16 protein-coding genes and 1 pseudogene are annotated in these 21,033 nt (G+C 73.7%); 8 read left to right on the forward strand and 9 right to left on the reverse strand.

Going from position 1 to position 21,033, the window contains the following annotated elements:
- Positions 1 to 47 precede the first annotated feature (47 nt).
- Positions 48 to 641: a histidine phosphatase family protein gene (locus OEIGOIKO_RS26765; RefSeq protein WP_125046833.1), complete on the forward strand. Its 594-nt coding sequence runs from the start codon at positions 48 to 50 to the stop codon at positions 639 to 641.
- Positions 642 to 893: 252 nt separating this feature from the next.
- Here the strand turns inward: OEIGOIKO_RS26765 and OEIGOIKO_RS26770 are convergent, their stop codons facing one another.
- Positions 894 to 2,519 carry an ATP-binding protein gene (locus OEIGOIKO_RS26770; protein ID WP_246177549.1) on the reverse strand — a complete coding sequence of 542 codons (1,626 nt, stop codon included), beginning with the start codon at positions 2,517 to 2,519 and terminating at the stop codon, positions 894 to 896.
- Positions 2,520 to 2,924: 405 nt separating this feature from the next.
- Here OEIGOIKO_RS26770 and OEIGOIKO_RS26775 point away from each other — a divergent pair, with 405 nt between their 5' ends.
- On the forward strand, positions 2,925 to 3,311 hold the full coding sequence (locus tag OEIGOIKO_RS26775; protein ID WP_246178112.1) for a hypothetical protein: 387 nt from the start codon (positions 2,925 to 2,927) through the stop codon (positions 3,309 to 3,311).
- Between the two features lie 201 nt (positions 3,312 to 3,512).
- Positions 3,513 to 4,379, forward strand: a complete 867-nt coding sequence (locus OEIGOIKO_RS26780; protein WP_125056137.1) for a spermidine synthase — start codon at positions 3,513 to 3,515, stop codon at positions 4,377 to 4,379.
- A 54-nt stretch (positions 4,380 to 4,433) separates the two neighbouring features.
- Here OEIGOIKO_RS26780 and OEIGOIKO_RS26785 read toward each other — a convergent pair whose 3' ends face one another.
- Positions 4,434 to 5,021 carry a hypothetical protein gene (locus OEIGOIKO_RS26785; RefSeq protein WP_125056138.1) on the reverse strand — a complete coding sequence of 196 codons (588 nt, stop codon included), beginning with the start codon at positions 5,019 to 5,021 and terminating at the stop codon, positions 4,434 to 4,436.
- 200 nt (positions 5,022 to 5,221) lie between these two features.
- Here OEIGOIKO_RS26785 and OEIGOIKO_RS26790 point away from each other — a divergent pair, with 200 nt between their 5' ends.
- From OEIGOIKO_RS26790 to OEIGOIKO_RS26800, 3 genes and pseudogenes are all read left to right on the forward strand, one after another.
- Positions 5,222 to 5,914: a response regulator transcription factor gene (locus OEIGOIKO_RS26790; protein WP_031011274.1), complete on the forward strand. Its 693-nt coding sequence runs from the start codon at positions 5,222 to 5,224 to the stop codon at positions 5,912 to 5,914.
- Positions 5,915 to 6,008: 94 nt separating this feature from the next.
- Positions 6,009 to 7,454: a sensor histidine kinase gene (locus tag OEIGOIKO_RS26795; RefSeq protein WP_125056139.1), complete on the forward strand. Its 1,446-nt coding sequence runs from the start codon at positions 6,009 to 6,011 to the stop codon at positions 7,452 to 7,454.
- Between the two features lie 382 nt (positions 7,455 to 7,836).
- A pseudogene (locus OEIGOIKO_RS26800) lies at positions 7,837 to 8,775 on the forward strand (chitinase); the annotation flags it as partial.
- Between the two features lie 101 nt (positions 8,776 to 8,876).
- Here the strand turns inward: OEIGOIKO_RS26800 and OEIGOIKO_RS26805 are convergent.
- The 4 genes from OEIGOIKO_RS26805 to OEIGOIKO_RS26820 all read right to left on the reverse strand — a co-directional run bounded on the left by OEIGOIKO_RS26805 (position 8,877) and on the right by OEIGOIKO_RS26820 (position 13,704).
- Positions 8,877 to 10,331 carry a GH1 family beta-glucosidase gene (locus OEIGOIKO_RS26805; RefSeq protein ID WP_125056141.1) on the reverse strand — a complete coding sequence of 485 codons (1,455 nt, stop codon included), beginning with the start codon at positions 10,329 to 10,331 and terminating at the stop codon, positions 8,877 to 8,879.
- Positions 10,332 to 10,512: 181 nt separating this feature from the next.
- Positions 10,513 to 11,355, reverse strand: coding sequence for a carbohydrate ABC transporter permease (locus tag OEIGOIKO_RS26810; RefSeq protein ID WP_125056142.1), 843 nt, complete (start codon positions 11,353 to 11,355; stop codon positions 10,513 to 10,515).
- A 9-nt stretch (positions 11,356 to 11,364) separates the two neighbouring features.
- Entirely contained in the window at positions 11,365 to 12,327 is a 963-nt protein-coding gene (locus OEIGOIKO_RS26815) for a carbohydrate ABC transporter permease (protein ID WP_125058982.1), read from the reverse strand.
- 45 nt (positions 12,328 to 12,372) lie between these two features.
- Positions 12,373 to 13,704 (reverse strand): ABC transporter substrate-binding protein, encoded by a 1,332-nt coding sequence (locus OEIGOIKO_RS26820; protein ID WP_125056143.1) that lies wholly within the window; start codon positions 13,702 to 13,704, stop codon positions 12,373 to 12,375.
- Positions 13,705 to 13,894: 190 nt separating this feature from the next.
- On the opposite strand from OEIGOIKO_RS26820, the gene OEIGOIKO_RS26825 reads away from it, so the two are divergent.
- Entirely contained in the window at positions 13,895 to 15,079 is a 1,185-nt protein-coding gene (locus OEIGOIKO_RS26825; RefSeq protein ID WP_125056144.1) for a LacI family DNA-binding transcriptional regulator, read from the forward strand.
- Positions 15,080 to 15,816: 737 nt separating this feature from the next.
- Here the strand turns inward: OEIGOIKO_RS26825 and OEIGOIKO_RS26830 are convergent.
- From OEIGOIKO_RS26830 to OEIGOIKO_RS43060, 3 genes are all read right to left on the reverse strand, one after another.
- Complete coding sequence (locus tag OEIGOIKO_RS26830) at positions 15,817 to 17,310, reverse strand: glycoside hydrolase family 6 protein (protein WP_125056145.1); 1,494 nt, start codon at positions 17,308 to 17,310, stop codon at positions 15,817 to 15,819.
- A 53-nt stretch (positions 17,311 to 17,363) separates the two neighbouring features.
- Positions 17,364 to 18,581, reverse strand: coding sequence for a glycoside hydrolase family 5 protein (locus OEIGOIKO_RS26835; protein WP_125056146.1), 1,218 nt, complete (start codon positions 18,579 to 18,581; stop codon positions 17,364 to 17,366).
- 303 nt (positions 18,582 to 18,884) lie between these two features.
- Positions 18,885 to 19,985, reverse strand: a complete 1,101-nt coding sequence (locus tag OEIGOIKO_RS43060) for an AraC family transcriptional regulator (protein WP_246177550.1) — start codon at positions 19,983 to 19,985, stop codon at positions 18,885 to 18,887.
- A 146-nt stretch (positions 19,986 to 20,131) separates the two neighbouring features.
- On the opposite strand from OEIGOIKO_RS43060, the gene OEIGOIKO_RS26850 reads away from it, so the two are divergent.
- Entirely contained in the window at positions 20,132 to 20,782 is a 651-nt protein-coding gene (locus OEIGOIKO_RS26850) for an NAD(P)-dependent oxidoreductase (protein WP_125056147.1), read from the forward strand.
- Positions 20,783 to 21,033 lie beyond the last annotated feature (251 nt).

A 21,033-nucleotide genomic window follows, 5' to 3' on the forward strand; every position in this document is an offset into this window, starting at 1 on the left:
GGGCTCCGAAGACGGAAGAGCCGAGCAATCGGCCAGAGGTATTTCCCATGGCACCGCGCATTCTGCTGGCCCGGCACGGGCAGACGGAGTGGTCCCTGTCCGGCAAGCACACCGGCCGTACGGACATTCCGCTCCTGGAGGAGGGCCGCCGCGGCGCCAAGCTCCTGGGGGAGCGGCTGCACCGCGCGCCCTGGGACGGCCTGCCGGACGTCGAGGTCCGCACCAGCCCCCTGGTGCGCGCGAAGGAGACCTGCGAGCTGGCCGGATTCGGCGACCGGGCCCAGGACTGGGACGCGCTGATGGAGGTCGACTACGGCGCGTACGAGGGCCTGACCCCGGCCGACATCAAGGCCGGGCGCCCGGACTGGCTCATCTGGCGCGACGGCGTCCCCGAGGGCGAGACGCTGGCCCAGGTCGCGGCGCGGGCCGACGAGGTCGTGGAATGGGCGCGCTCCGCCGACCGGGACGTCCTGGTCTTCGCGCACGGCCACATCCTGCGCTCCCTGGGGGCCCGCTGGCTCGGCCTGGACGTCTCCTTCGCCGCCCGCATCCGCCTGGAGCCGACGTCGCTGTCCGTACTGGGCTGGGCGTACGGGGAGCCCGCCATCGAGCGCTGGAACGACACCGGCCACCTGGGCTGAACCCCGGCGCGACGGCCCCGGAGGACAGCGGCCCGCCGCCTTTCGGGGCCGCACCTCGCCCTTTCGGGGCCGCGCCTTGCCCTGTCGGGGTTGCGCCTTGCCCTCTCGGGGCCGCGCCCCGCCCTCTCGGGGCCGTACCCCGCCCCCTCGGGGCCGCACCCCGCCTCACCGAGCCGACCTCGCCCCTCCCGGAAGGCCGTACCCTCCCCCCGGGCCGTCCGCTACCCCCGGCCCGTTCCGCCCGGAGCCCGGTCATGCCGTATGCGCATCGTTCTGCGGCCCCGGCCCCGGCCCCGGCCCCGGCCGCGCCCCGTACGCCGCTCGCCGCCCGCCCTTGCCGACCGTCGTCCGCACGGGCGGCCGGGTGGCGGCGTGCCGGTCCAGGAAGGTGCCGACCTCGTCGCCCGCCCTTCCCGCGCCGTTCCGGTACGCCCGCAGTGCCCGCGCCGTCGCGTCCAGCATCGTGCGGATACGGGCCGACCTGACGTCCTCCAGGAGTGCCAGCGCCCGGGTACCGGCCGTCGCGGCCTCCTCGGGCGCCCGGCTGAGCGCGAGATCGCCCGCGAGCTCCGCGGTGAACAGGGCGATGTTCCGGGTGAAGTGCGGGTCCTGGAGCGCCACCGCCCGGCGCGCGTGCGTCGCCGCGCGCCCCTGCTCGCCCAGTGCGGACCAGCACTGCGCCTCCAGGCCCGCCAGCTCGGCCTCCCCGTAGAAGGACATCCACTCGGGGTCGTTGTCGGACGGCCCCCGGGCGAGCAGCCGCTGGGCCCGCAGGAGCGCCTGCTCGCAGCTCCTGCGGTCGCCCAGGCCCGCCCAGCCGCCCGCCTCGCGCAGCGCCAGGAGGGACAGCAGGCGGGCCGACCCCAGGTTCTTCGCGGCCTGCTGTGCGGCCTGTGCGGCGCGTACGGCCTCCCGGGGGCGGTTCGCGTCGCGCGCCAGGAAGGCGGTGTTGCAGAAGGCGTGCGCCTCCAGGGCCGCGTCACCGGCCACCCGGGCGGTGGCCAGCGCCTCGGCGTAGTGCGACCGGGCATCACCGAAGCGGCCGGAGTCGTGCGCGAGCCAGCCGACGGAGATGGCCAGTTCGCCCGCGCCCGCGTGCAGGCGGTCGCTGACGGAGCTGCGCTGCACCCCGGCGTCCAGCAGCTCGTACGCGGTCCGCAGCGGCTGCGCGGCGCGCCGGTAGAGCCCCTCGCCGCCGTGCCGGTCGTCCAGCAGCCGGATACGGCGCACCGCCTCCTCCACGGCGTCCGCCTCGGCCGCTCCGGCCCGTCCGGGGCCGTCCGCCGGGGAGGGGCGCGGTACGCGGGGCACCGCGTCCGGCAGTCCGGGCCCGGCCGCGGCCTCCGGGACGAACGGTGGCAGGGCGGTGAGCCCCAGCGCGGCGGCCGGGCCGCCCGTGATGAACGCGCGACGCAGCACGTCGCTCTCCTTGCCGGTCTGGATGTCCGTGTCGCGACGACCGGGTCCGGCCCCGGGCCCTTCCGGGTGCCCGGCAGCCGGTCCGGCGCCTGTCCGTGTACCGGGCGGCGCACTGGTGCCGCCGCCCGCCTCTCTTGCGTCGTCCGCCCGGGCGGCCCGGGCCCGCCGTCCGCGCACCGTCTCGCGGGGCGCGAACCCCATGTCCGTGAGGGTGAGTCCGGGGAACATGTGCCGGAACACCCGTTCGTAGGCGTAGTTCGGGCACCGGATCTCCCCGGCCTCGACGCGGCCCACGTAACGGGCGTCGCACGCGACCTGCTCCCCGATCTCGCGCGCGGCGCGGCGCACCGCCGCCGCGAACTCGCCCGGTGACAGCCGGCCGCGCAACTGCCGGAAGGCGCGGTTGGGCTGGGCGGGAACGTGCTGGGACGGCGTTGATCTCGCGGCTGGCGATGCCATGGCGGAGCCTCCGTGCCCTCTCCGTGGCGGTGCCGCGGCCTGGCGGAGCGGCGGGTCGACGGTACTAGCTGTGACCGGACCGACACACTGGGTTTGGCTACAAAACGGATATCTCACACCTGATCCGCCATGAAGTGCCATCCTTTGCGGCGGTCCGCCGCCGTAGCCGTTGACGTGTCCGGACGTTGAACAGGAAGTAAAGGGAGCGGCGTGTGCAGAGGAGGGGTTTCCGTGCGGGAGACCGGTGTGGCCGACGTCAGGACCGCCGTCAACGGTGAGGCGGGTGCCGGGGGGACGGCGCACGGCGGAGCCGGACGCGCCGGGCGCCCGCCGCACTCCAACGGCCGTCCGGGCGCGCACGGTTCACCTGCCGCTGACCGGCGCTGGCCCTCCGCGGACCGCGGTCTGCTCCCCGAGGCGCCGCGGACCTGCGACCTGGTGACGGTGCCGGCCCGCCAGGGCCTGGAGGCGGTCGACATCCTGCGGCTGCGTGCCGGTGTCGGCCCGGTCCTGCACGACGACGCCTGCGACACCCTCGGCTTCCTGGTGCCGCCGGGCACGGCCGACGGCTGGGACCTGCCGGGCAGCGCGTGTACCCAGACGTACGAGCGCGAAGCGCCCGACGGGGGCGTGCGGAACGCCGGTGGCGCCCCCGCCGAGCCGCCCGTCACGGGCACCGACTGGCTGGTCTCCCCGGACGGGGCGTGCGGCACGGCCACCGACCCCGTCGTCCTGCGCGAGGCCCTCGGCGAGGCGGCCCGCACGATCGAGGCCGTCGACCGCTGCCGCTGAGGCAGGATCCTGCGTGGCCGCCTCCGCCCCCGAGGCATGCCCCCGGCGTGGCCGCCGCCTCCGGCCGCCGGGTCTGGCCCCACCTCGGCCGCCGGCCCCTCCCGCCGGGCCCGGCCCCACCTCGGCCGCCGGCCCCTCCCGCCGCCTCCCGCCGCCTCCCGCCGCACACTCTGACCTGCGGCTACGCGGCATACTGGAGGCATGGCGAAGAGCAGGCGCGGCCGGTCCCGTACGGGGCCCGAGGCCGTCGAGGAAACCGTGGACGGCGGCACCGCCGAGCTGCGTCCCGACCGGGACCGGCCGCGCGGCTGGACCCTGCTCGTCGACGGCGCTCCGCAGTCCCATGTTGACCTCGACGACCCGGCCTACCTGGACTTCGCGTACCAGCGCCGCCTCGGTCACATCGCCGACCTCGCCGGACCGCCCGGAAAACCCCTCCAGGTGGTGCATCTGGGCGGCGGGGCGCTGACGATGGCGCGCTACGTCGCGGCCACCCGCCCGCGCTCCACCCAGCAGGTCGTGGAGATCGACGCGCCGCTGGTCCAACTGGTCCGCCGGGAGCTGCCCCTGGACAGCGGCTGGCGGATCAGGGTGCGCAACGCGGACGCGCGCGCGGGGCTCGCCAAGATCCCGGACGGCTGGGCGGACCTGGTGATCGCGGACGTGTTCCGCGGCGCACGGACTCCGGCGCACCTGACCAGCGCCGAGTTCGCGGGCGAGGTCGCGCGGGCGCTGCGGCCCGGCGGCTGGTATGCGGCGAACCTCGCGGACGGCCCGCCGCTGGCTTTCGTACGGGCGCAGGTCGCCACGGTCCGTACGGTCTTCCCCGAGCTGTGCCTGACCGCCGACCCGGCCGTCCTCCGGGGCAAGCGCTTCGGTAACGCCGTACTACTGGCGGCCGCCGGCCCGCTCCCGGTCGCCGAACTGACCCGGCGGGCCGCGACCGATCCGGAGCAGGGCCGGGTCGAACACGGGCGCGCGCTCCTGGACTTCACCGGGGGAGCGCAGCCGGTGACGGACGCGACCGCGGTGGACTCGCCGTCCCCGCCGCCCGCCGTCTTCATCTGAGCGGGGCGGGGAGGCCGGGCGGTGGCCCGGGGAGACTCCCGGTCGACACGGCCCTCACGTCGCGTGGTTGTCCGTTTCGACCGTCGGCGGATGCCCGTTCCAGGCGCAGATGACCGAGGTGTGCCCCGCGCCGCCCCGGAAGTCGACCCGGAGCCACTGGTCCTGCTGCCACACCTGCATCTGCCAGCCCGCTTCCGGGGTGGCCGAGACCAACTGGGCGGAGCGGGCACCCAGGTCGATGACCACGCGGCCGCCCGCGGTGGAGAAACTTTTCACCGCGCTGCCCGTCGCGGGCGGGACGGCGGTGCCGGGCGGCGGGTGCGGGCCGCTGCCCGCGCCTTTTCCGCCACTGCCGGACGTGCCGCCGCCGTCCCCTATGGGGTGACCGCCCGGTTTGGTGGACTGCCCGGGACGGGGGGAGGCCGGAGCGGACGGCTTCGGCCGGTGCGTGGAGGAGGCGCGGGGCGTGGCCCCGCCGTCGGTTCCGGCGGACGGGGACGGCGCGCTCTCGGAGAGCGGGAGCGCGCGCGGCGGGTCGTACGCCGTCCCGGCCAGCACCGTGTGCACGCCGAACCACGACAGTGTGACGGCGGCGCCTGTCGCCAGCGTCCAGGCCGCCGTGTGAACCAGTGCTCTGTGCATCTGGTTCATGGTGCACCACGCGCCTCACCGGGGCAGAGGGCCGGAGGGTCCGGAGGGGGCGGAGCGAAGGTGATACTGCGGGATCTTCCGGGGCAGGGCGGACGCGACGGCCAACACCCGCGGAAATGCGGGCCGATGGTACGGGCCGAGGTGTCAACCTCAAGTAAAGAAGTGCCCTCGAATGGCGTACGGTGCCGCCCATGGCAAGTGTGCTCGTGGTCGAGGACGACCAGTTCGTGCGCTCGGCCCTCATCCGGCATCTGACCGAGGCGTCCCACACGGTACGCAGCGTCGGTACGGCCCTGGAGGCGCTGCGCGAGGTGGCCCACGTCGGCTTCGACGTGGTCATCCTGGATCTCGGTCTGCCCGACCTGGACGGGGCGGAGGCCCTGAAGATGCTGCGCGGGATCACCGACGTACCTGTGATCATCGCCACCGCGCGGGACGACGAGGCCGAGATCGTCCGCCTCCTCAACGACGGGGCCGACGACTACCTGACCAAACCGTTCTCGGTGGAACACCTCTCCGCCCGGATGGCCGCCGTACTGCGCCGCTCCCGTGGCGCGGCGACGGGCGGCGAGCCGCCGTCCCGGGTGCTCCAGGTGGGCGGCCTGAGCATCGACCCGCTGCGCCGCCAGGCCGAACTGGACGGCACGGCGCTCGACCTGACCCGCCGCGAGTTCGACCTCCTCGCCTTCCTCGCCGGCCGCCCGGGCGTCGTCGTACCCCGTAAGGAACTCCTCGCCGAGGTCTGGCAGCAGTCGTACGGCGACGACCAGACCATCGACGTCCACCTCTCCTGGCTGCGCCGCAAACTGGGCGAGACGGCCGCACGCCCCCGGTACCTGCACACCCTGCGCGGGGTCGGCGTGAAACTGGAGCCACCACTGTGACGCCCGCGCGGACCGGGCGCCGGGGCGCGTACGCGCCGGAGCCGCCCGCGCGCGCCACCGGACCCTCCCGGGCCCTCCCCCCGGAGCCGGCGCCGTGAGATGGGCCCTGGTCAAGGTGTGCCTGGCCGTCACCGCGATGGTCGTGGTGGCCTTCGCCGTACCGCTCGGGCTCGTCGTCAAGGAGATGGCCAAGGACCGCGCGTTCTCCAACGCCGAGCGGCAGGCCGCCACCATCGGGCCTGTTCTGGCCATCACCACCGACCACGCGCAGTTGGAACGCGCCGTCGCCAGCACCGAGAGCGGCCCCCTGGGGCGCATCGGCGTCCACGTCCCGGCGGGCGCGAAGGGCGGTGAGCCGGCCGAGATCGGTTCCCGGCGGGCCAGACCCGCGGACGTCGAGGCCGCGGTCGACCTCGGCCGCGCCTCCATCGCCCCGGTGCCCGGCGGCTCGGTGCTGCTCCAGCCCACCGCCGTGGCCTCCGGCATCGCGGTGGTCGAGGTGTACGTGCCGGACGCCGCGCTCACCAACGGCGTCACCACCTCGTGGGCGGTGCTGGCGGCGGTCGGCCTCGCGCTGGTCGTCGGCTCGGTCGCCGTCGCCGACCGCCTCGGCACCCGGATGGTGCGGCCCGCCGAACGGCTGGCCGGCGCCGCCCACGACCTGGGCAAGGGCAAGCTGGGCGTACGGGTACGGGAGGACGGCCCCAGGGAACTGCGCGCGGCGGCCGCCGCCTTCAACGCGATGGCGGACCAGGTCGTCCAGCTCCTGGCCAACGAACGCGAGCTGGCCGCCGACCTCTCGCACCGCCTGCGCACCCCGCTGACCGTGCTGCGTCTGAACGCCGCCTCGCTCGGCGATGGCCCCGCGGCCGACCAGACCCGCGAGGCGGTCGCCCAGCTGGAGCGCGAGGTCGACCAGATCATCCGTACCGCGCGGCAGCAGCGGGCGCACACCCAGCAGGCGGCCGCGGCGGCCGGCTGCGACGCGGCCGAGGTGATCCGGGAGCGGATGGACTTCTGGTCGGCGCTCGCGGAGGACGAGGGGCGCACGGTGCGCGTCGCGGGCGCAGACCGGCCGGTACGCGTCCCCGTCGCACGCCCCGACCTCGCCGCCGCGCTGGACGCGATGCTCGGCAACGTCTTCCGGCACACCCCCGAGGGCACCGCCTTCGCGGTGGACGTGCACAACGCGGAGGACGCGGTGATCGTGCTGGTCTCGGACGCGGGCCCGGGCATCGACGACCCGGACGCGGCCCTGCGGCGCGGCCACGGGGACGGTGGTGACGGGTCCACCGGGCTCGGCCTGGACATCGTGCGGCGGCTCGCGGAGACGACCGGCGGGGACGTCCGGATCGGCCGGTCCGTGCTCGGCGGCACCGAGGTACGGGTGTGGCTGGCGCTGGACGGCGTACGGCGGGCGCGTGCGGGGCGCCGCCGGCACACCGGACACCGGCTGCGCCGACGGCTGGGACGGCGCCTCGGACGGTCGCGGGGGCGGCGGGCGGCGGGGCGTACGCAGGGCGGGGGCGGCGGGGAATGAACGTTTCGGGTTTCGGCCGGAGCCACGGGCGCGTGTCCGCCGGGCCGGTCGCCGGTTGCCGGCCTTCCGCCGGGCCGGTTGCCGGGCTCCGCCCGCCGGGCCGTTCGGCCGCTGTGCTTAACCGGTCCCTTTCGCTCCCTTAACGGCGCCATAAGGCTTCCGACTGCCGTACCGAAACCGGTATTTGTCCGTTTCCTGATCGCTAGCGTGCGGGACGCACCACGGCATCACAGCACCGCCGCACCACCGCTCCCCATGACGAACAGGCAGGCACCACATGAGTCCCTCGGCACACCGCCGCCGCACGAGCCGCAAGGCCAGGCTGACCGGTACGGCAGTGGCGGCCGCGCTGGCGGCGGGCGGCGCCTTCGCCGTCGCCGGCTCCGCGCTGGCCACCAAGGCGCCGGAAGCCGCTCCGGCGGCCAAGGCCGGCGGCGCCTTCTCGCCGTACGTCGACACGTCCCTGTACCCCGCGTACGACCTGGCCGGCACCGCGAAGCAGACCGGCGTGAAGACCTTCAACCTCGCCTTCGTCACCTCCGGAGGCGGCGGCTGCGAACCCAAGTGGGGCGGTGTGGGCGGGCTGGGCGACGACGCGGTGGCCAAGCAGATCCCGGCCCTGCGCAAGGCCGGTGGCGACGTACGGATCTCCTTCGGCGGCGCCAACGGGTCCGAGCTGGGACTGGCCTGCAAGTCGGCGGGGGAGCTGGCCGCCGCGTACGGCAAGGTCCTCGACAAGTTCGCGCTGAAGAAGGCCGACTTCGACATCGAGGGCGGCGCGCTGCCGGACGCCGCCGCCAACACCCGCCGGGCCCAGGCGATCGCGCAGCTCCAGAAGAACCACCCGGGGCTGGACGTCTCCTTCACGCTGCCGGTCATGCCCGAAGGGCTGACGCAGGACGGGGTGAACCTGATCGCCGACGCCAAGAAGAACGGCGTGCGGATCTCCGCCGTCAACATCATGGCGATGGACTACGGCGCCTCCTACGACGGCGACATGGGCACGTACGCTGTCCGGGCCGCCACGGCCACCCAGGCGCAGCTCAAGAAGACGCTCGGCCTCGGTGACGCGGCCGCCTGGAAGGCCGTCGCCGTGACCCCGATGATCGGCGTCAACGACGTGCAGAAGGAGATCTTCACGGTCGAGGACGCCAAGGAACTGGTCAAGTTCGCTCAGTCCAAACACCTCGGCTGGCTGTCTATGTGGTCCGCCACGCGCGACAAGGCATGCCCCGGCGGCCCGCAGAACTCCGCGCAGCCGACGTGCAGTTCCGTCGCCCAGAAGCCGCTCGACTTCACCAAGGCGCTCGGCGCGTACTGAAGCCGGACGGCGCCACGAACCGGGCCCGACAGGGCCCAGCATCGATCCACACCCCCGGGCGGGACACAGCGGACACCCCCCGCCGCTGTGTCCCGCCGCCCTCATGAGACCGTCACATCGCCGCTCCAGGCGGGCAGTTCGCCGGTGCGCGCCACGCCCGCGTACCAGTGGGCGCTCGACTTGGGCGTACGGGCCTGCGTCGTGAAGTCCACGTACACCGAGCCGAACCGCTTGCTGTAGCCGTACGCCCATTCGAAGTTGTCCATCAGCGACCACAGGAAGTAGCCGCGCAGGTCGGCGCCGTCGGTGACCGCGCGGTGCGCGGCGGCGAGATGGCCGTGGACGTAGGCGATGCGCTCCGGGTCGTGCACCGCGCCCTCCGCGTCGGGCAGGTCGTCGTAGGCCGCGCCGTTCTCGGTGATGAACAGAGGCAGGCCGGGGGCCTCCCGGTGGAAGCGCATGAGCAGGTCGTAGAGGCCGGTCGGATCCACCGACCAGCCCATGGCCGTACGGTCGCCCGGCGGCTGGTGGAAAGCCACCCGATCGGCTCCCGGCCAGGGCGAACCGGCCCCGGCACCGTGCCCGTCGTGCCGCGGCAGGGGGGCGTTGTCAGTGCCGCCTGATACCACTGTGGGTGTGTAGTAATTGATGCCCAGCGCGTCGAGGGGGTGCTTGATGACGGCGAGATCGCCATCGCGGACGAAGGTCCAGTCGGTGATACGCGCGGTGTCCGCGAGGAGGTCCGCGGGGTACGCGCCGCGCAGCAGGGGCCCGGTGAAGATACGCGTCGCCAGCGCGTCGATCCGCCGCTGAGCCTCCAGGTCCCCGGGTGAGTCGGTGCGGGCCCGTACGGCCGCCGGGTTGAGGCTGATCATGACCCGGCCGCGGGCGGGCAGCGTGGCGCGCAGCGCCTGGACGGCCAGCCCGTGCGCGAGGTTGAGGTGGTGCGCGGCGCGCAGGGCGGCCTCGGGATCGGTGCGGCCGGGTGCGTGCACCCCCGACCCGTAGCCGAGGAACGCGCTGCACCACGGCTCGTTGAGGGTGGTCCACCACTCGACACGGTCGCCGAGGGCGTCCGCGACGATCCCCGCGTAGTCGGCGAAGCGCTGCGCGGTGTCCCGGTGCGGCCAGCCGCCTCCCGAGGCGGAGCCGCCGTGGATGTCGGCCTCCAACTCCTGCGGCAGGTCCCAGTGGTAGAGCGTGAGCACCGGCTTGATGCCGTGGGCGAGCAGGTCGTCGACGAGCCGGCGGTAGAAGTCGAGGCCGCGCTGCACGGCGGGGCCGCGGCCGGTCGGCTGCACCCGTGACCAGGAGACGGAGAAGCGGTAGGCACCGAGCCCGAGGGCGGACATCAGCTCCACGTCCTCGTGGCGCCGGTGGAAGTGGTCGACGGCGACGTCACCGGTGTCGCCCCCGGCGACCTTGCCGGGGGTGTGGCTGAAGGTGTCCCAGATCGACGGGGTGCGGCCGCCCTCCCGGGCGGCGCCCTCGACCTGATAGGCGGCGGTGGCCGCACCCCAGACGAAGCCGGGCGGAAAGCGGAGGGGGCAGGACATGGCGGTACTCCCGTTCACGAGGACGCGGCGCACGGCACGGGCCGTGCGGAGCGCGTGGCGCGAGTGGTGCAGACGGTGCATCCGGTGCGGGCGGTGCGAGTGGTTCACGGAGCCGGCCCGGCCCGTACGGCAGCACGTACGGACCGTACGGGCTCGGCGGAGCGGCGCGGCGGCTCACCGGTCAGCCCTTGACCGCGCCCTGCATGATCCCCCCGACGATCTGCTTGCCGAACAGGACGAACGCGACGAGCAGCGGCAGCGTGCCGAGCAGCGCGCCCGCCATGATCACGGACTGGTCGGGGATGTAGCCGCGGCCGAGACCGGTCAGCGCGACCTGCACGGTCGGGTTGCCGTTCTGCGTCAGCGCGATGATCGGCCAGAAGAAGTCGTTCCACGCCTGGACGAAGGTGAGCAGGCCGAGCACCGCCATCGCGGGCCGGGCGGCCGGGAAGACGACGTGCCACACCACGCGCCAGCTGTTCGCCCCGTCCGTGCGGGCGGCCTCGATCAGCTCGGTGGGCAGCGCCTGGAGCAGGTACTGCCGCATGAAGAAGACCCCGAAGGCGCTGACGAGGGTGGGCAGGATGACGGCCTGCAGCTGGTCGGTCCACTCCAGCTCGGCGACGGTCATGAACAGCGGTACGACACTGAGCTGCGGCGGCACCATCATCGTGCCGATCACCAGCAACAGCAGCAGCTTCTTCGCCCGGAAGCGCAGCTTGGCGAAGGCGAACCCGGCGACGGTCGAGAAGACCACCGTGCCCGCCGCGATCGTCGTGGCCACCACCGTGGTGTTCAGCAGCGCCGCGCCCATGTTGGCGTCGGACCAGGCCGTACCGAGGTTCTTGAACAGGTTCCCGCCGAACCAGAACGGCGGCGGCGTCTGGGCGAGCCGGGTGTTGTTGCGGGAGGCGGCGACGGCGGTCCACAGCAGCGGGAAGAGCGAGCCCGCGGTGAAGAGGATCAGTACCGCGTAGGTCACCTTCCCGCCGTGCAGGTGCCGGCCGGCGCGTCGGGCGGTCATGGCTCCTCCTCACTGGCTGGTGCGCAGCCGGCGGGCGATCAGCGCGTTGACCGCGGCGATCACCAGCAGGATCAGGAACATCGTCCAGGCGATGGCCGAGGCCCGGCCGAGATGGAGGTTCACCCACCCCTGCTCGTACAGGTACAGGCCCAGCGTCTGGTACTGGTGGTCGGCGCCGCCCGAGGCCCCGGCGCTCCCGCTGAACAGCAGCGGCTCGCCGAACAGCTGCGTGGCGCCGATCGTCGAGACCACGCAGGTGAACAGGATCGTCGGCCGCAGCGACGGCACCGTGACGTACCGGAACTGCTGCCACCGGGAGGCGCCGTCGAGCGCCGCCGACTCGTACAGGTCGTGCGGTATCGCCTGCATGGCGGCCAGGTAGATCAGCGCGTTGTACCCCGTCCACCGCCAGACGACGATCGTGGAGACCGCCAGCTTGGCGCTCCAGGATCCGTTCTCCCAGTCGACGCCGTCCGCGCCGACCGTGCTCAGCAGCCAGTTGACCAGCCCGTAGTCGCGCCCGAAGAGCAGCACGAACACCAGCGTCGCGGCGGCCACCGAGGTGGCGTACGGCGTGAGCAGCGCCACCCGGAAGAACATCGAGCCGCGCAGCCGGTAGTTGAGCAGGTGCGCGAGGCCCAGCGCCATCAGCAGTTGCGGGACGGTCGACAGGACGCCGATGACGAACGTGTTCCCGAGGGCGTTCCAGAAGAAGTCGTCGCCGAGCAGCCGGGTGAAGTTGCGCAGCCCGGCCCACTCCATGTCGGTGGGCGCGGTCAGCTCCACACGGTGCAGTGCGGCCCAGCCCGTGTAGAGGAGGGGGAAAAGTCCGAAGGCGGCGAAGAAGACGAAGAACGGGGCGATGTAGAGATACGGGCTCCAGCGCAGGTCCCGCCGGTAGCGGCGGCTGCGGCGCTCCCGCGCGCGGACGGCGGCGGGGCTGTCGGTGGAGGGAGGCGTCCGGCCGAGCACGGCGGCGGGGCGGTCGGGGGAGCGGGTCGTCCGGCCGTTCACGGCTCACTGGTCCAGCGCGTTGTCGATCGACTCGACCGCTGCCCGCCAGCCCTGTTCGGGGGTCTTGCCCTGCTGGTCGACCTGGAGCACCCCCACATCGGTGATGTTCTGGTTGACGGTGAGGTCCTTCGGGCCGAGGACCTGGTCGGGGATGCCCTCGGCTGCCGCGGCGAAGATCTTGCCGATCGGCGCGTCCCCGAAGTACGGATGCTTGGCCCCGGACACCGCGGGCAGCCCGTACGCCGCCCGGGCGCTGGGGAAGCTGGCCTGCTTCGTGAACAGCTTCGCCTGCTGCTCGGGCGCGGTCAGCCAGGCCGCCAGCTTGACCGCCTCGCTCTTGTGCCGGCCCGCTTCCGGTACGGCGAGGAACGAGCCGCCCCAGTTCCCGGGCTTGGGCGCGGCGGCCACGTCCCACTTGTCACGGCCCTGGTCGCCGGACTTCTCCTTGATGTAGCCGAGCATCCACGGCGGGCAGGAGACCGTCGCGAAGCGCCCGTTGGCGTACGCCTGGTCCCAGGACTTCTGGAACTGCTGGAGCCGGGCGGTCAGTTTGCCGGTCGCCGCCCGCATCGCCGCGTCCCACGCCTGCCGCACCGACGGGCTGTCCTTGTAGACCAGCTTGCCGTTCCGGTCGTAATAGCGTTCGGCGCTGCTGGAGATCACCGCGTTGTAGACACCGGAGGCGGAGTCCACGAAGGACGTGCCCGCCGGAGCTTTGGCCTTATAGCGCTCGCCGATGTCGAGGTACTTCCCCCAGTCGCCCGCCCAGAGCTTGGCCACCGCGTCGCGGTCGGTCGGCAGTCCGGCCTTGGCGAAGAGGTCCTTGCGGTAGCAGATCGCCATCGGCCCGATGTCCGTGCCCAGGCCTACGGTCTTGCCGCTCGCGTCGGTCGCCTGCCCCCACTTCCAGGGGATGAAGTCGGCCTTCCGCACACCCGGCGCCTTCGAGAGGTCGACGAGCTTGCCCGCCTGGGTGGCGGTGACCTCGGCGATGTTGTTGACCTCGACGGCCTGGATGTCGGCGAGCCCGCTGCCGGTGCTCAGGTGGGTGAGCAGCTGCGGGTAGTAGTTCTCGTTCCGTTCGATCGAGGTCTCTTTGATCGTGATGTCCGGATGCAGCTTCATGTACGCGTCGTAGAGCCCGGCCTGCTTGTAGCCGAAGACGCCGAAGACGCCGACCGTCAGGGTGGTCTTCCCGGCGGCGGCTCCCGACGCGTCCCGCGCGGCGGGAGTGTCGCTGTCCTCGGCGCAGCCGCCGAGCAGTGCGGCCCCGAGCGCGGCGGCGGCCGCGAGGGCCACCGCCCGCCGACGGGCGCCACGGATCGTCGTTCGCATGGCGTCTCCTCCTGGTGCCCTGCAGACCGTGCGTGCGGGATGTGGGGTGTCCAGTACTGTGGGAGCGCTCCCAGTCGTGATGAGGTGAAGGGTCGCCGTTCCCGGGTACGCATGTCAAGGGCGCGCGCGCCAACACCCGCCGGGCGGTTCGTTGTTGAATGTACGGCCAGGACGGCAGGCGGAGGCGGCGATGGCACCAGTCGGACGGCGCGGGGGCGGCAGGCCCACCCTCGAAGAGGTCGCCGCGCGCGCGGGCGTCGGCCGCGGCACGGTCTCCCGCGTGATCAACGGCTCGCCCCGGGTCAGCGAACGGACCCGCTCCCTGGTCCAGCAGGCCGTCGCCGACCTCGGCTACGTACCCGACCGCGCCGCCCGCACCCTGGCCGGCCACCGCGCCGACACGGTCGCCCTGGTCGTACCGGAAGCCGAGGCCCGGCTCTTCGCCGAGCCCTATTTCTCCGGCATCCTGCGCGGCGTCAGCGCCGGACTGGCCGAACACGACATGCAGTTGCTGCTCACCCTGATCCGTACGTTCAAGGAGCGGCGCCGCTTCGCCGACTACCTCGCCGCGCACCGCGTCGACGGCGTCCTGCTGGTTTCCGTGCACGGCGACGACCCGCTGCCCGACCTGCTGGGCCGGATGGCGATCCCGACCGTTCTGAACGGCCGCCGCACCGCCGGGGAAACCGTCCCGTACGTGGACTCCGACAACACCGGCGGCGCGCAGAGCGCCCTGGAACACCTCATCGGCCGCGGCCGCCGCCAGGTCGCCACCATCGCCGGGCCGCCCGACATGTACGTGGCCCACTGCCGCCTCGACGGCTACCGCCAGGCCGTACGCGCCGCCGGCCACCCCGAGGACGACGCCCTCGTCGCCCGCGGCGACTTCACCGAGGAGGGCGGCCGGCGCGCCCTGCGCGAACTGCTCGCCCGCCGCCCCGCCCTGGACGCCGTCTTCTGCGCCTCGGACGTGATGGCCGCGGGCGCCCGCCGGGAACTGCGTACGGCGGGCCGCCGCATCCCGGACGACGTGGCCCTGGTCGGCTTCGACGACTCCGCCATCGCCCGGCACATGGACCCACCGCTCACCAGCGTCCGCCAGCCGATCGAGGAGATGGGGCGGGCGATGGCGGGGTTGCTGATGGAGCAGATCACCGGGGGAGGGGAGAGCGGGGGGCCGGAGGCGCGCGATGCGGCCGGGGCGGCTGGGTCGGCCGGGGCGGTGGGGTCGGCCGGGGCGGCGGGCCTGACCGGGTCGGCGGGCCCGGCCGGAGCAGTCGGAGCAGTCGGATCGGCAGGCCCGGCAGGCCAGGCCGGTCCGGTCGGGCGCCACCTGGTGTTCCCGACGGAGCTGGTGCGACGGGAGTCGTCCTGAGCAGTGCGGGGAGGGGCCGACCCGCCGCCGGGGTGGCGCCCGGCTCCGAACTCCGGACCCGGGGCCCAGGGTTGAAGCGCAGCCCGGGCCGGGGTCGCCGCCCCCGAAGGCGCCAGCCGGGCCGGAGCCGCACCCTGCGGGGCCGGAGCTTGCCCCGGGCCGGAGCTTGCCCCGAGCCAGAGCCCCAGCCCGGGTCGGAGCCTGCCCCGGGCGGGGTTCTCCTCCGGGCCGGAGTTTGACCCGTGACCCGGGCCGGAGCTTGCCCCGGGCCCGAGCCCCAGCCTGGCCGGAGCTTGGCCCGGGCGGGGGTCTCCTTCCGGCCGGAGTCGGGCCCGGGCCGAAGCTTGCCCCGAGCCCGAGCTTGCCCCGGGCGGAATTCTCCTCCGGGCCGGAGTTTGACCCGTGGCCCAGGCCGGAGCTTGCCCCGGGCGGGGCCCTCCTCCCGGCCGGAGGCCGGAGTTCGACCCGGGCCCGAGCCCCCAGCCCGGCCCTGTGCCCCGCCCCGGGCCTGTGCCCCGCCCCGAGGCGCTTTCCGGCCCCGGGAGAGACGCCCCAGCCCGGGCCCCGCTCCCCGGCCCTCGCACCCCAGCTCCCGGATCCGCGCCCCAGCTCCCGGATCCGCGCCGCGCCCCACCTCCGGGACCCGCGCCGCACCCCACCCCCCATCCCCCGGACTCCGTGCCTCAGCTCCCCCGGAGCCTCGGCGCCCTACCCCCTGGGGCCGGACCCGCCCACCCTTACACCGCCGGGTGAGCGTTCTTCAGCAGCTCCCGGAACTGTGCCGGGAACCAGTGCCCGGACAGCGGCGCGTCCGGCAGTGCGCCCGACCGGTGGTAGTTGTTGCGCGGATTGCCCTCGTACGACGGGTCGCACATCCGGTCGAAGCCCTTGCCCTCGTCGTTCGGGACGGCCGAGCTGGAGCCGTCCGACTCACCCGGCGGCTTCATCCACACGTACGCGTCGACGCCCGTCGCCGGAGCCGTCCGAGGACGCTCGCCCAGCCCCGCCCCAGCCTGGTTGCACCAGTTGCCGACATGCAGCCTGCGGTCGTACCGGCCCGCGTCGACGTACGCGTCCACACTCGTCCGCGGCCCGGGGCCGGCGGGCCGCGCGCTGCCGCCCCAGCCGTTGCGCGAGGTGTCGATCAGCATGCCCACGTCCGGGCGGAACCCGGCCCGTACCGCCTCCTGCCGGAACGCCTGGGCGAACGACAGCTCGTCGGCGTAACGGTTCCAGTCCACCCACTTCGACTCCCGTACCGACCGGCCCGCCACACTGTCGCCCAGGGCGAAGTTCTCCTCCTTGAGCGCGCTGTAGTTGGCGGTGTTGGTGATGAAACCGTGCACCTTGTCGACCGTGCTGCCCTCGGCCGTGGCGGCCTGGTGCAGCAGTCGTGCCGACGCGCCGAAGTTGTCGTCCCAGCCGATCCAGCCGTGGTGTCCGGCGTCCACGTAGTTGTAGACGTTCGGGACCGCGCCGAGCTTGTTGAGCGCGTACCCGACGCCCTTGACGTAGTTGCCGTTGGCGAGCATGGCGTCGCACTGCGGCGTGGCGGTGGCCCGCCCGCCCGTGTTGGTGACGAGGTTGGGCAGCGAGTCGATCTCCACGGTGGTCACGATCCGCAGCGACGCGTACTTCGGGTCGGCGAGGACGGCCGCGATGGGGTCGATGTAGCGGGTCTTGTACGCGTCGATCTCCGTCGGCCCCAGTTCGCCGTTGGAGGCGAGCGCCGCGCAGTCCCGCCCCGGCAGGTTGTAGATGACCAGCTGGACGACGAGCGGCCGGCCCGCCGCCTGCCGTAAGGCGGTGTCCAGGTGGCCGCGCAGGCCCATCGAGCCACCGGTGCCGTTGATGGCCGCGATCCGGTCGAGCCAGACGCCGGTCGGCTGACCGGCGACTTTGGCGCCGCCCGGCTCGGCCGCCGCCTTTGCCGCCCATTCCGGGTTCACGTAGACGCCCGCACCCGCGTACGGGTTGTCGACGCGGGCTGCGGCCGGTGCGGCGTGTGCGGTGCCCCGAAGGGCGTCGGCGGTCCCGGCGGCGGCCAGCAGTGCGCAGGCCGCGAGCGCGACGGCGCGGGTGCGGCGCCGGGCGGCGCGACTGCGGTTCCATACAGAGCGGGTGCAGTTCCGTACAGAGCGGGTGCGGTTCTGCACGGTGCGGCGCTGATCGTGTCCGAGTTCGCGTTCGTTTTCGCGCTCGGGGGAAAAGTGCTCAGCGGAATGTCTCATGAACGGGTCGTCCTTTCTCGGTACGGGATCCAGTACGTGTCTCGGCCCCGGACTCACGCCGGGTTCAGGGCGCGCAGGTGATCACGCAGCCCCACGCCGTACGCGGTGGGCGTCCCGGCGTAGTCGCGGATGAGGGCCGGGCCGGCGGCGCAGTCCCAGGTGTTCCAGGTCCAGCCCAGGTACGACGCCCGGCGCCCGTCCAGCCACCGCATGACACGGTCGGTGAAGGAGTGGGCGCAGGTGTTCTCGCCGATCTCGCCGGCGACGAGCGGTACCCGGTCGGCGACCGGCCCCACCGTCCGGGACCAGCAGCTCTCGTCGGCACAGGCGTTGAAGTTGTACACGTGCCAGGCGGCCGCGAGATTGCCCGCCGGGTCCTTCGGCGCGTACGCGGTCCACCGGCTGAGGTCGTTGGCGTACGCGAGACCGCCCACCAGGACCGGGTTGCGGGCGCCGGTGGCCCGTACGGCGTCCACCAGGGTCTGCATCCCGGCGACCTCGTAGCCGATGCCGGGGCAGGTACCGCCGTCCCGCCAGCAGGCCCAGGCCCGTTCGGTGTCCGGGGTCGCGCGGTCCGGGTACGGCTCGTTGAACAGGTCGAACACGACCTCGGGCGCGTTCTTGAAGGTGTCGGCGACCGAGGACCAGAAGGCGGGGGAGTGGCGCCGGTCCGGCATGGGTTTCTGGCAGCTCGCGTGTTCGTCGGCGCAGCCGGCCGAGGGGCCGGTGTAGCGGCCGTGGCTCCAGTGCAGTTCGAGGACCGGCGTCAGGCCGTGGGCCGTCAGCCGCCGTACGTAGTCGCGTACGGCCGAGATGTAGGCGGCGCCCGCGTACCGGGGGTCGATGTTGGGCGTAGCCAGCCAGCACTCCTCGTTGAGCGGGACGCGGACGGTGTTGGCGCCCCAGCCCGCGATCGCCGCGACGGACGCGTCGTCCACCGGCCCGTCGAAGATCCCGCGGCCCTGCACGCACGAGAACTCGGCGCCGGAACGGTTCACCCCGAGCAGGCGGCGCGGGGTGCCGGCCCGGTCGACGAAACGATTGCCCTCGACGCGCAGCAGCGGCGGCGCGGCCCGGGACGCGACGGGCGCGGGGGAGACGGCGGAGGGAACGGCTGCGGCCGGGGCGGGGGAGACGGCGGAGGGAACGGCTGCGGCCGGGGCGACTGAGGCGACCGGTGCGGCCTGGGTGCCCCATGCGGTCGGGGACGCCCCCGGTAGAGCGAGTACCGCGGTCACCGCCAGCGCGTACAGGCGTAACGGTCTGCGCATGAGCGACTCCTAGGGTCGTCCGCGGGCTCGGCGGCCCGCGACGGATGGAATCGCTCCCACTGGTTGCCCGGAGAGTAGTACCAACTCGCGCAGTTTCACAGCAGAGTTGCGTAAATCTCGCCACAGGGGCCTGTGTCAGGCGCGTGGCCCTTCCCTCTTGACGGCCCGCTCGCCCGCCCCAATCCTTGGGAGCGCTCCCACTGGTTCTTGTCGGACGACCCGGCGCGCGCCCCTCCGGCGCGCCCGGCCCCGCTGCACCCGCAAGCTGCAACCCCGCAAGCTGTCCCTTCGCACGCCGCGGCCTCACGCCGGGCCGCGTACCTCCGTACGGAAGGAGATCGGCGTACTGCCCGTACGGTGCTGGAAGAACTTGGCGAAGTTCGCGGCGTCGGCGAAACCGAGGCGTACGGCGATCCGGGCGGCGGTCTGGTCACCGTGGGCCAGCAGCCGCTTGGCCTCCAGCACCACGCGACGGTCGATGAACTCCTTCGCGCCCACGCCGGTGGCGGCGGCGGTCGCGCGGGAGAGGGTACGGGGCGAGTACCCGAGCGCCCGCGCGTAGTCCTCGACGCGGCGGCTGCGGGTGAAGCCGCGCTCCACCGCGTCGCGGAAGCGGAGAAAGGTCTCGCTCGCCTCGCAGACACCGCCGCCGTGGCTTCCGCCACCCGCCGCACGGCCGTCCCGCGCCTCCGGGCCCCGCGCGCCGTTTTCCCGCGCCCCCGGACCCCGTACGCCCCCGCCCCGCGCCCCCCGATCCCGCACGCCGTTCCCACCCGGTACGCCGTTCCCGCCCCGTACACCACCCCCGCCCCACACGCCCCCGCCCCACAGGCCTTCTTCCCGCGCCCCCTCGTCCCGTACGGACAGCCGGGCGGCCCGCAGGACCAGTACGGCCAGCAGATGCCGCAGCACCTCGATGTGCGTCTCCAGGGGCAGGCCGCGCAGCGCCCCGAATTCCTGGTGGAGGTGGCGCAGGGCACTCTCGACCGCCTGCGCCTCCTCCCCCTCCGGCCGGTGCGCGGCGGGGCCGAACCAGTCCTCCAGCCGGGCCGCGGCCGCCGTCGACGGGTCGAGGAAGCCGGATTCGAACAGCACCAGCCGCCCTTCGGCCCCGGACAAATCGCCGAAGTGGTGAACCTGCCCCGGACGCACCCACATCCAGTCATTCGCCGACAGCTCATACTTTCGGAAGTCCACGGTGTGCCGGAGATGTCCGGTGTCCACCACCAGGAGATGGTGGAAGTCCGGGCGGTGCGGTACCGCGAGGGCGCAGGCATCGGCGCGGTCGCGCAGCTCGGCGAGGGTCAGCACCTCCACCCCGGCGGGCCGCCCGGCCGGCGCGGTGAAGGGGACTTCCGGGATGCTCTCCCCGGCGTCCTGAGCAGCGTGTCGGTTTTTCACCATCGATGGTCCCGTGCCTACCCCGGTATGTCGTGTTCGCGCCCCTAGCGTAGAAGACGTCAGCGCGGCTGATGACGGAAAACGGAAAGCCAGACCCGAGTCAGACCCGAACCGGACCAGGCCCCGGCAGGGGCGCAGGGAGTACCGACATGTCCAAGATCGCCATTTTCGGAGCCAACGGCACCATCGGCAGCCGCGTCCTCGACGAGGCGCTGCGCCGCGGCCACCAGGTCACCGCGGTCGTCCGCGACCCCGCGAAGATCACCAAGACCGACCCGAACCTGACCGTCACCACCGGCGACATCCTTGACCCGGCCTCCGTGGCGGCCGTGGCCCAGGGCCAGGACGTCCTGGTCAGCGCGGTGGGCGGCGGCGACGGCCCGGGGCACATCGCGACGATCAAGCCCTCGGCCGAGTCCCTGGTCGCAGGTGTGCGCACGCTCGGCGAGTCCGCGCCCCGGCTGATCTCCGTGGGCGGCGCAGGCTCGCTCCGTACGCCGGACGGCAAGCAGGTCTGGGACGCGGAGGGACTGCCGGAGTTCCTGCTCCAGATCATGCACGCGCACGGCGACGCGCTGGACTTCTACCGCACCGTCACGGACGTGCGCTGGACGAACGTGAGCCCGGCCGCCCTGATCGAGCCCGGGGAGCGGACCGGCGCCTACCGCACCGCCCTGGACGACCTGGTCGCCGACGCGGAGGGCGTCAGCCGGATCTCCGCCGAGGACTACGCCGTCGCCCTCGTGGACGAGATCGAGAAGCCGCAGCACATCGGGGAGCGCTTCACCGTCGGCTACTGAGCCTGCGGGTCACCGGGGCCCCGGACCGCCGGGGCGCTGAGCCCGTGGGCCACCGGGCCACTGAGTCCGCGGGCCACCGGGCCACCGGGGCACTGAGCTTGCGGGCCACCGGGCCACCAAGCTGCTGAGCCCGCGGGCCGCCGGGCCGCCGGGCCCGCGACCTGCCGTATCACCGGCCCCCCGGACCATCACCCCGAAGGCCCCCGCCCCGCAACTGTGTCAGCCGTCACACCCGCCAGCCCCCCCGGGGT

Origin of the sequence: Streptomyces paromomycinus, assembly GCF_003865155.1 — a bacterium.
GTDB classification, from domain to species: Bacteria; Actinomycetota; Actinomycetes; order Streptomycetales; family Streptomycetaceae; genus Streptomyces; species Streptomyces chrestomyceticus.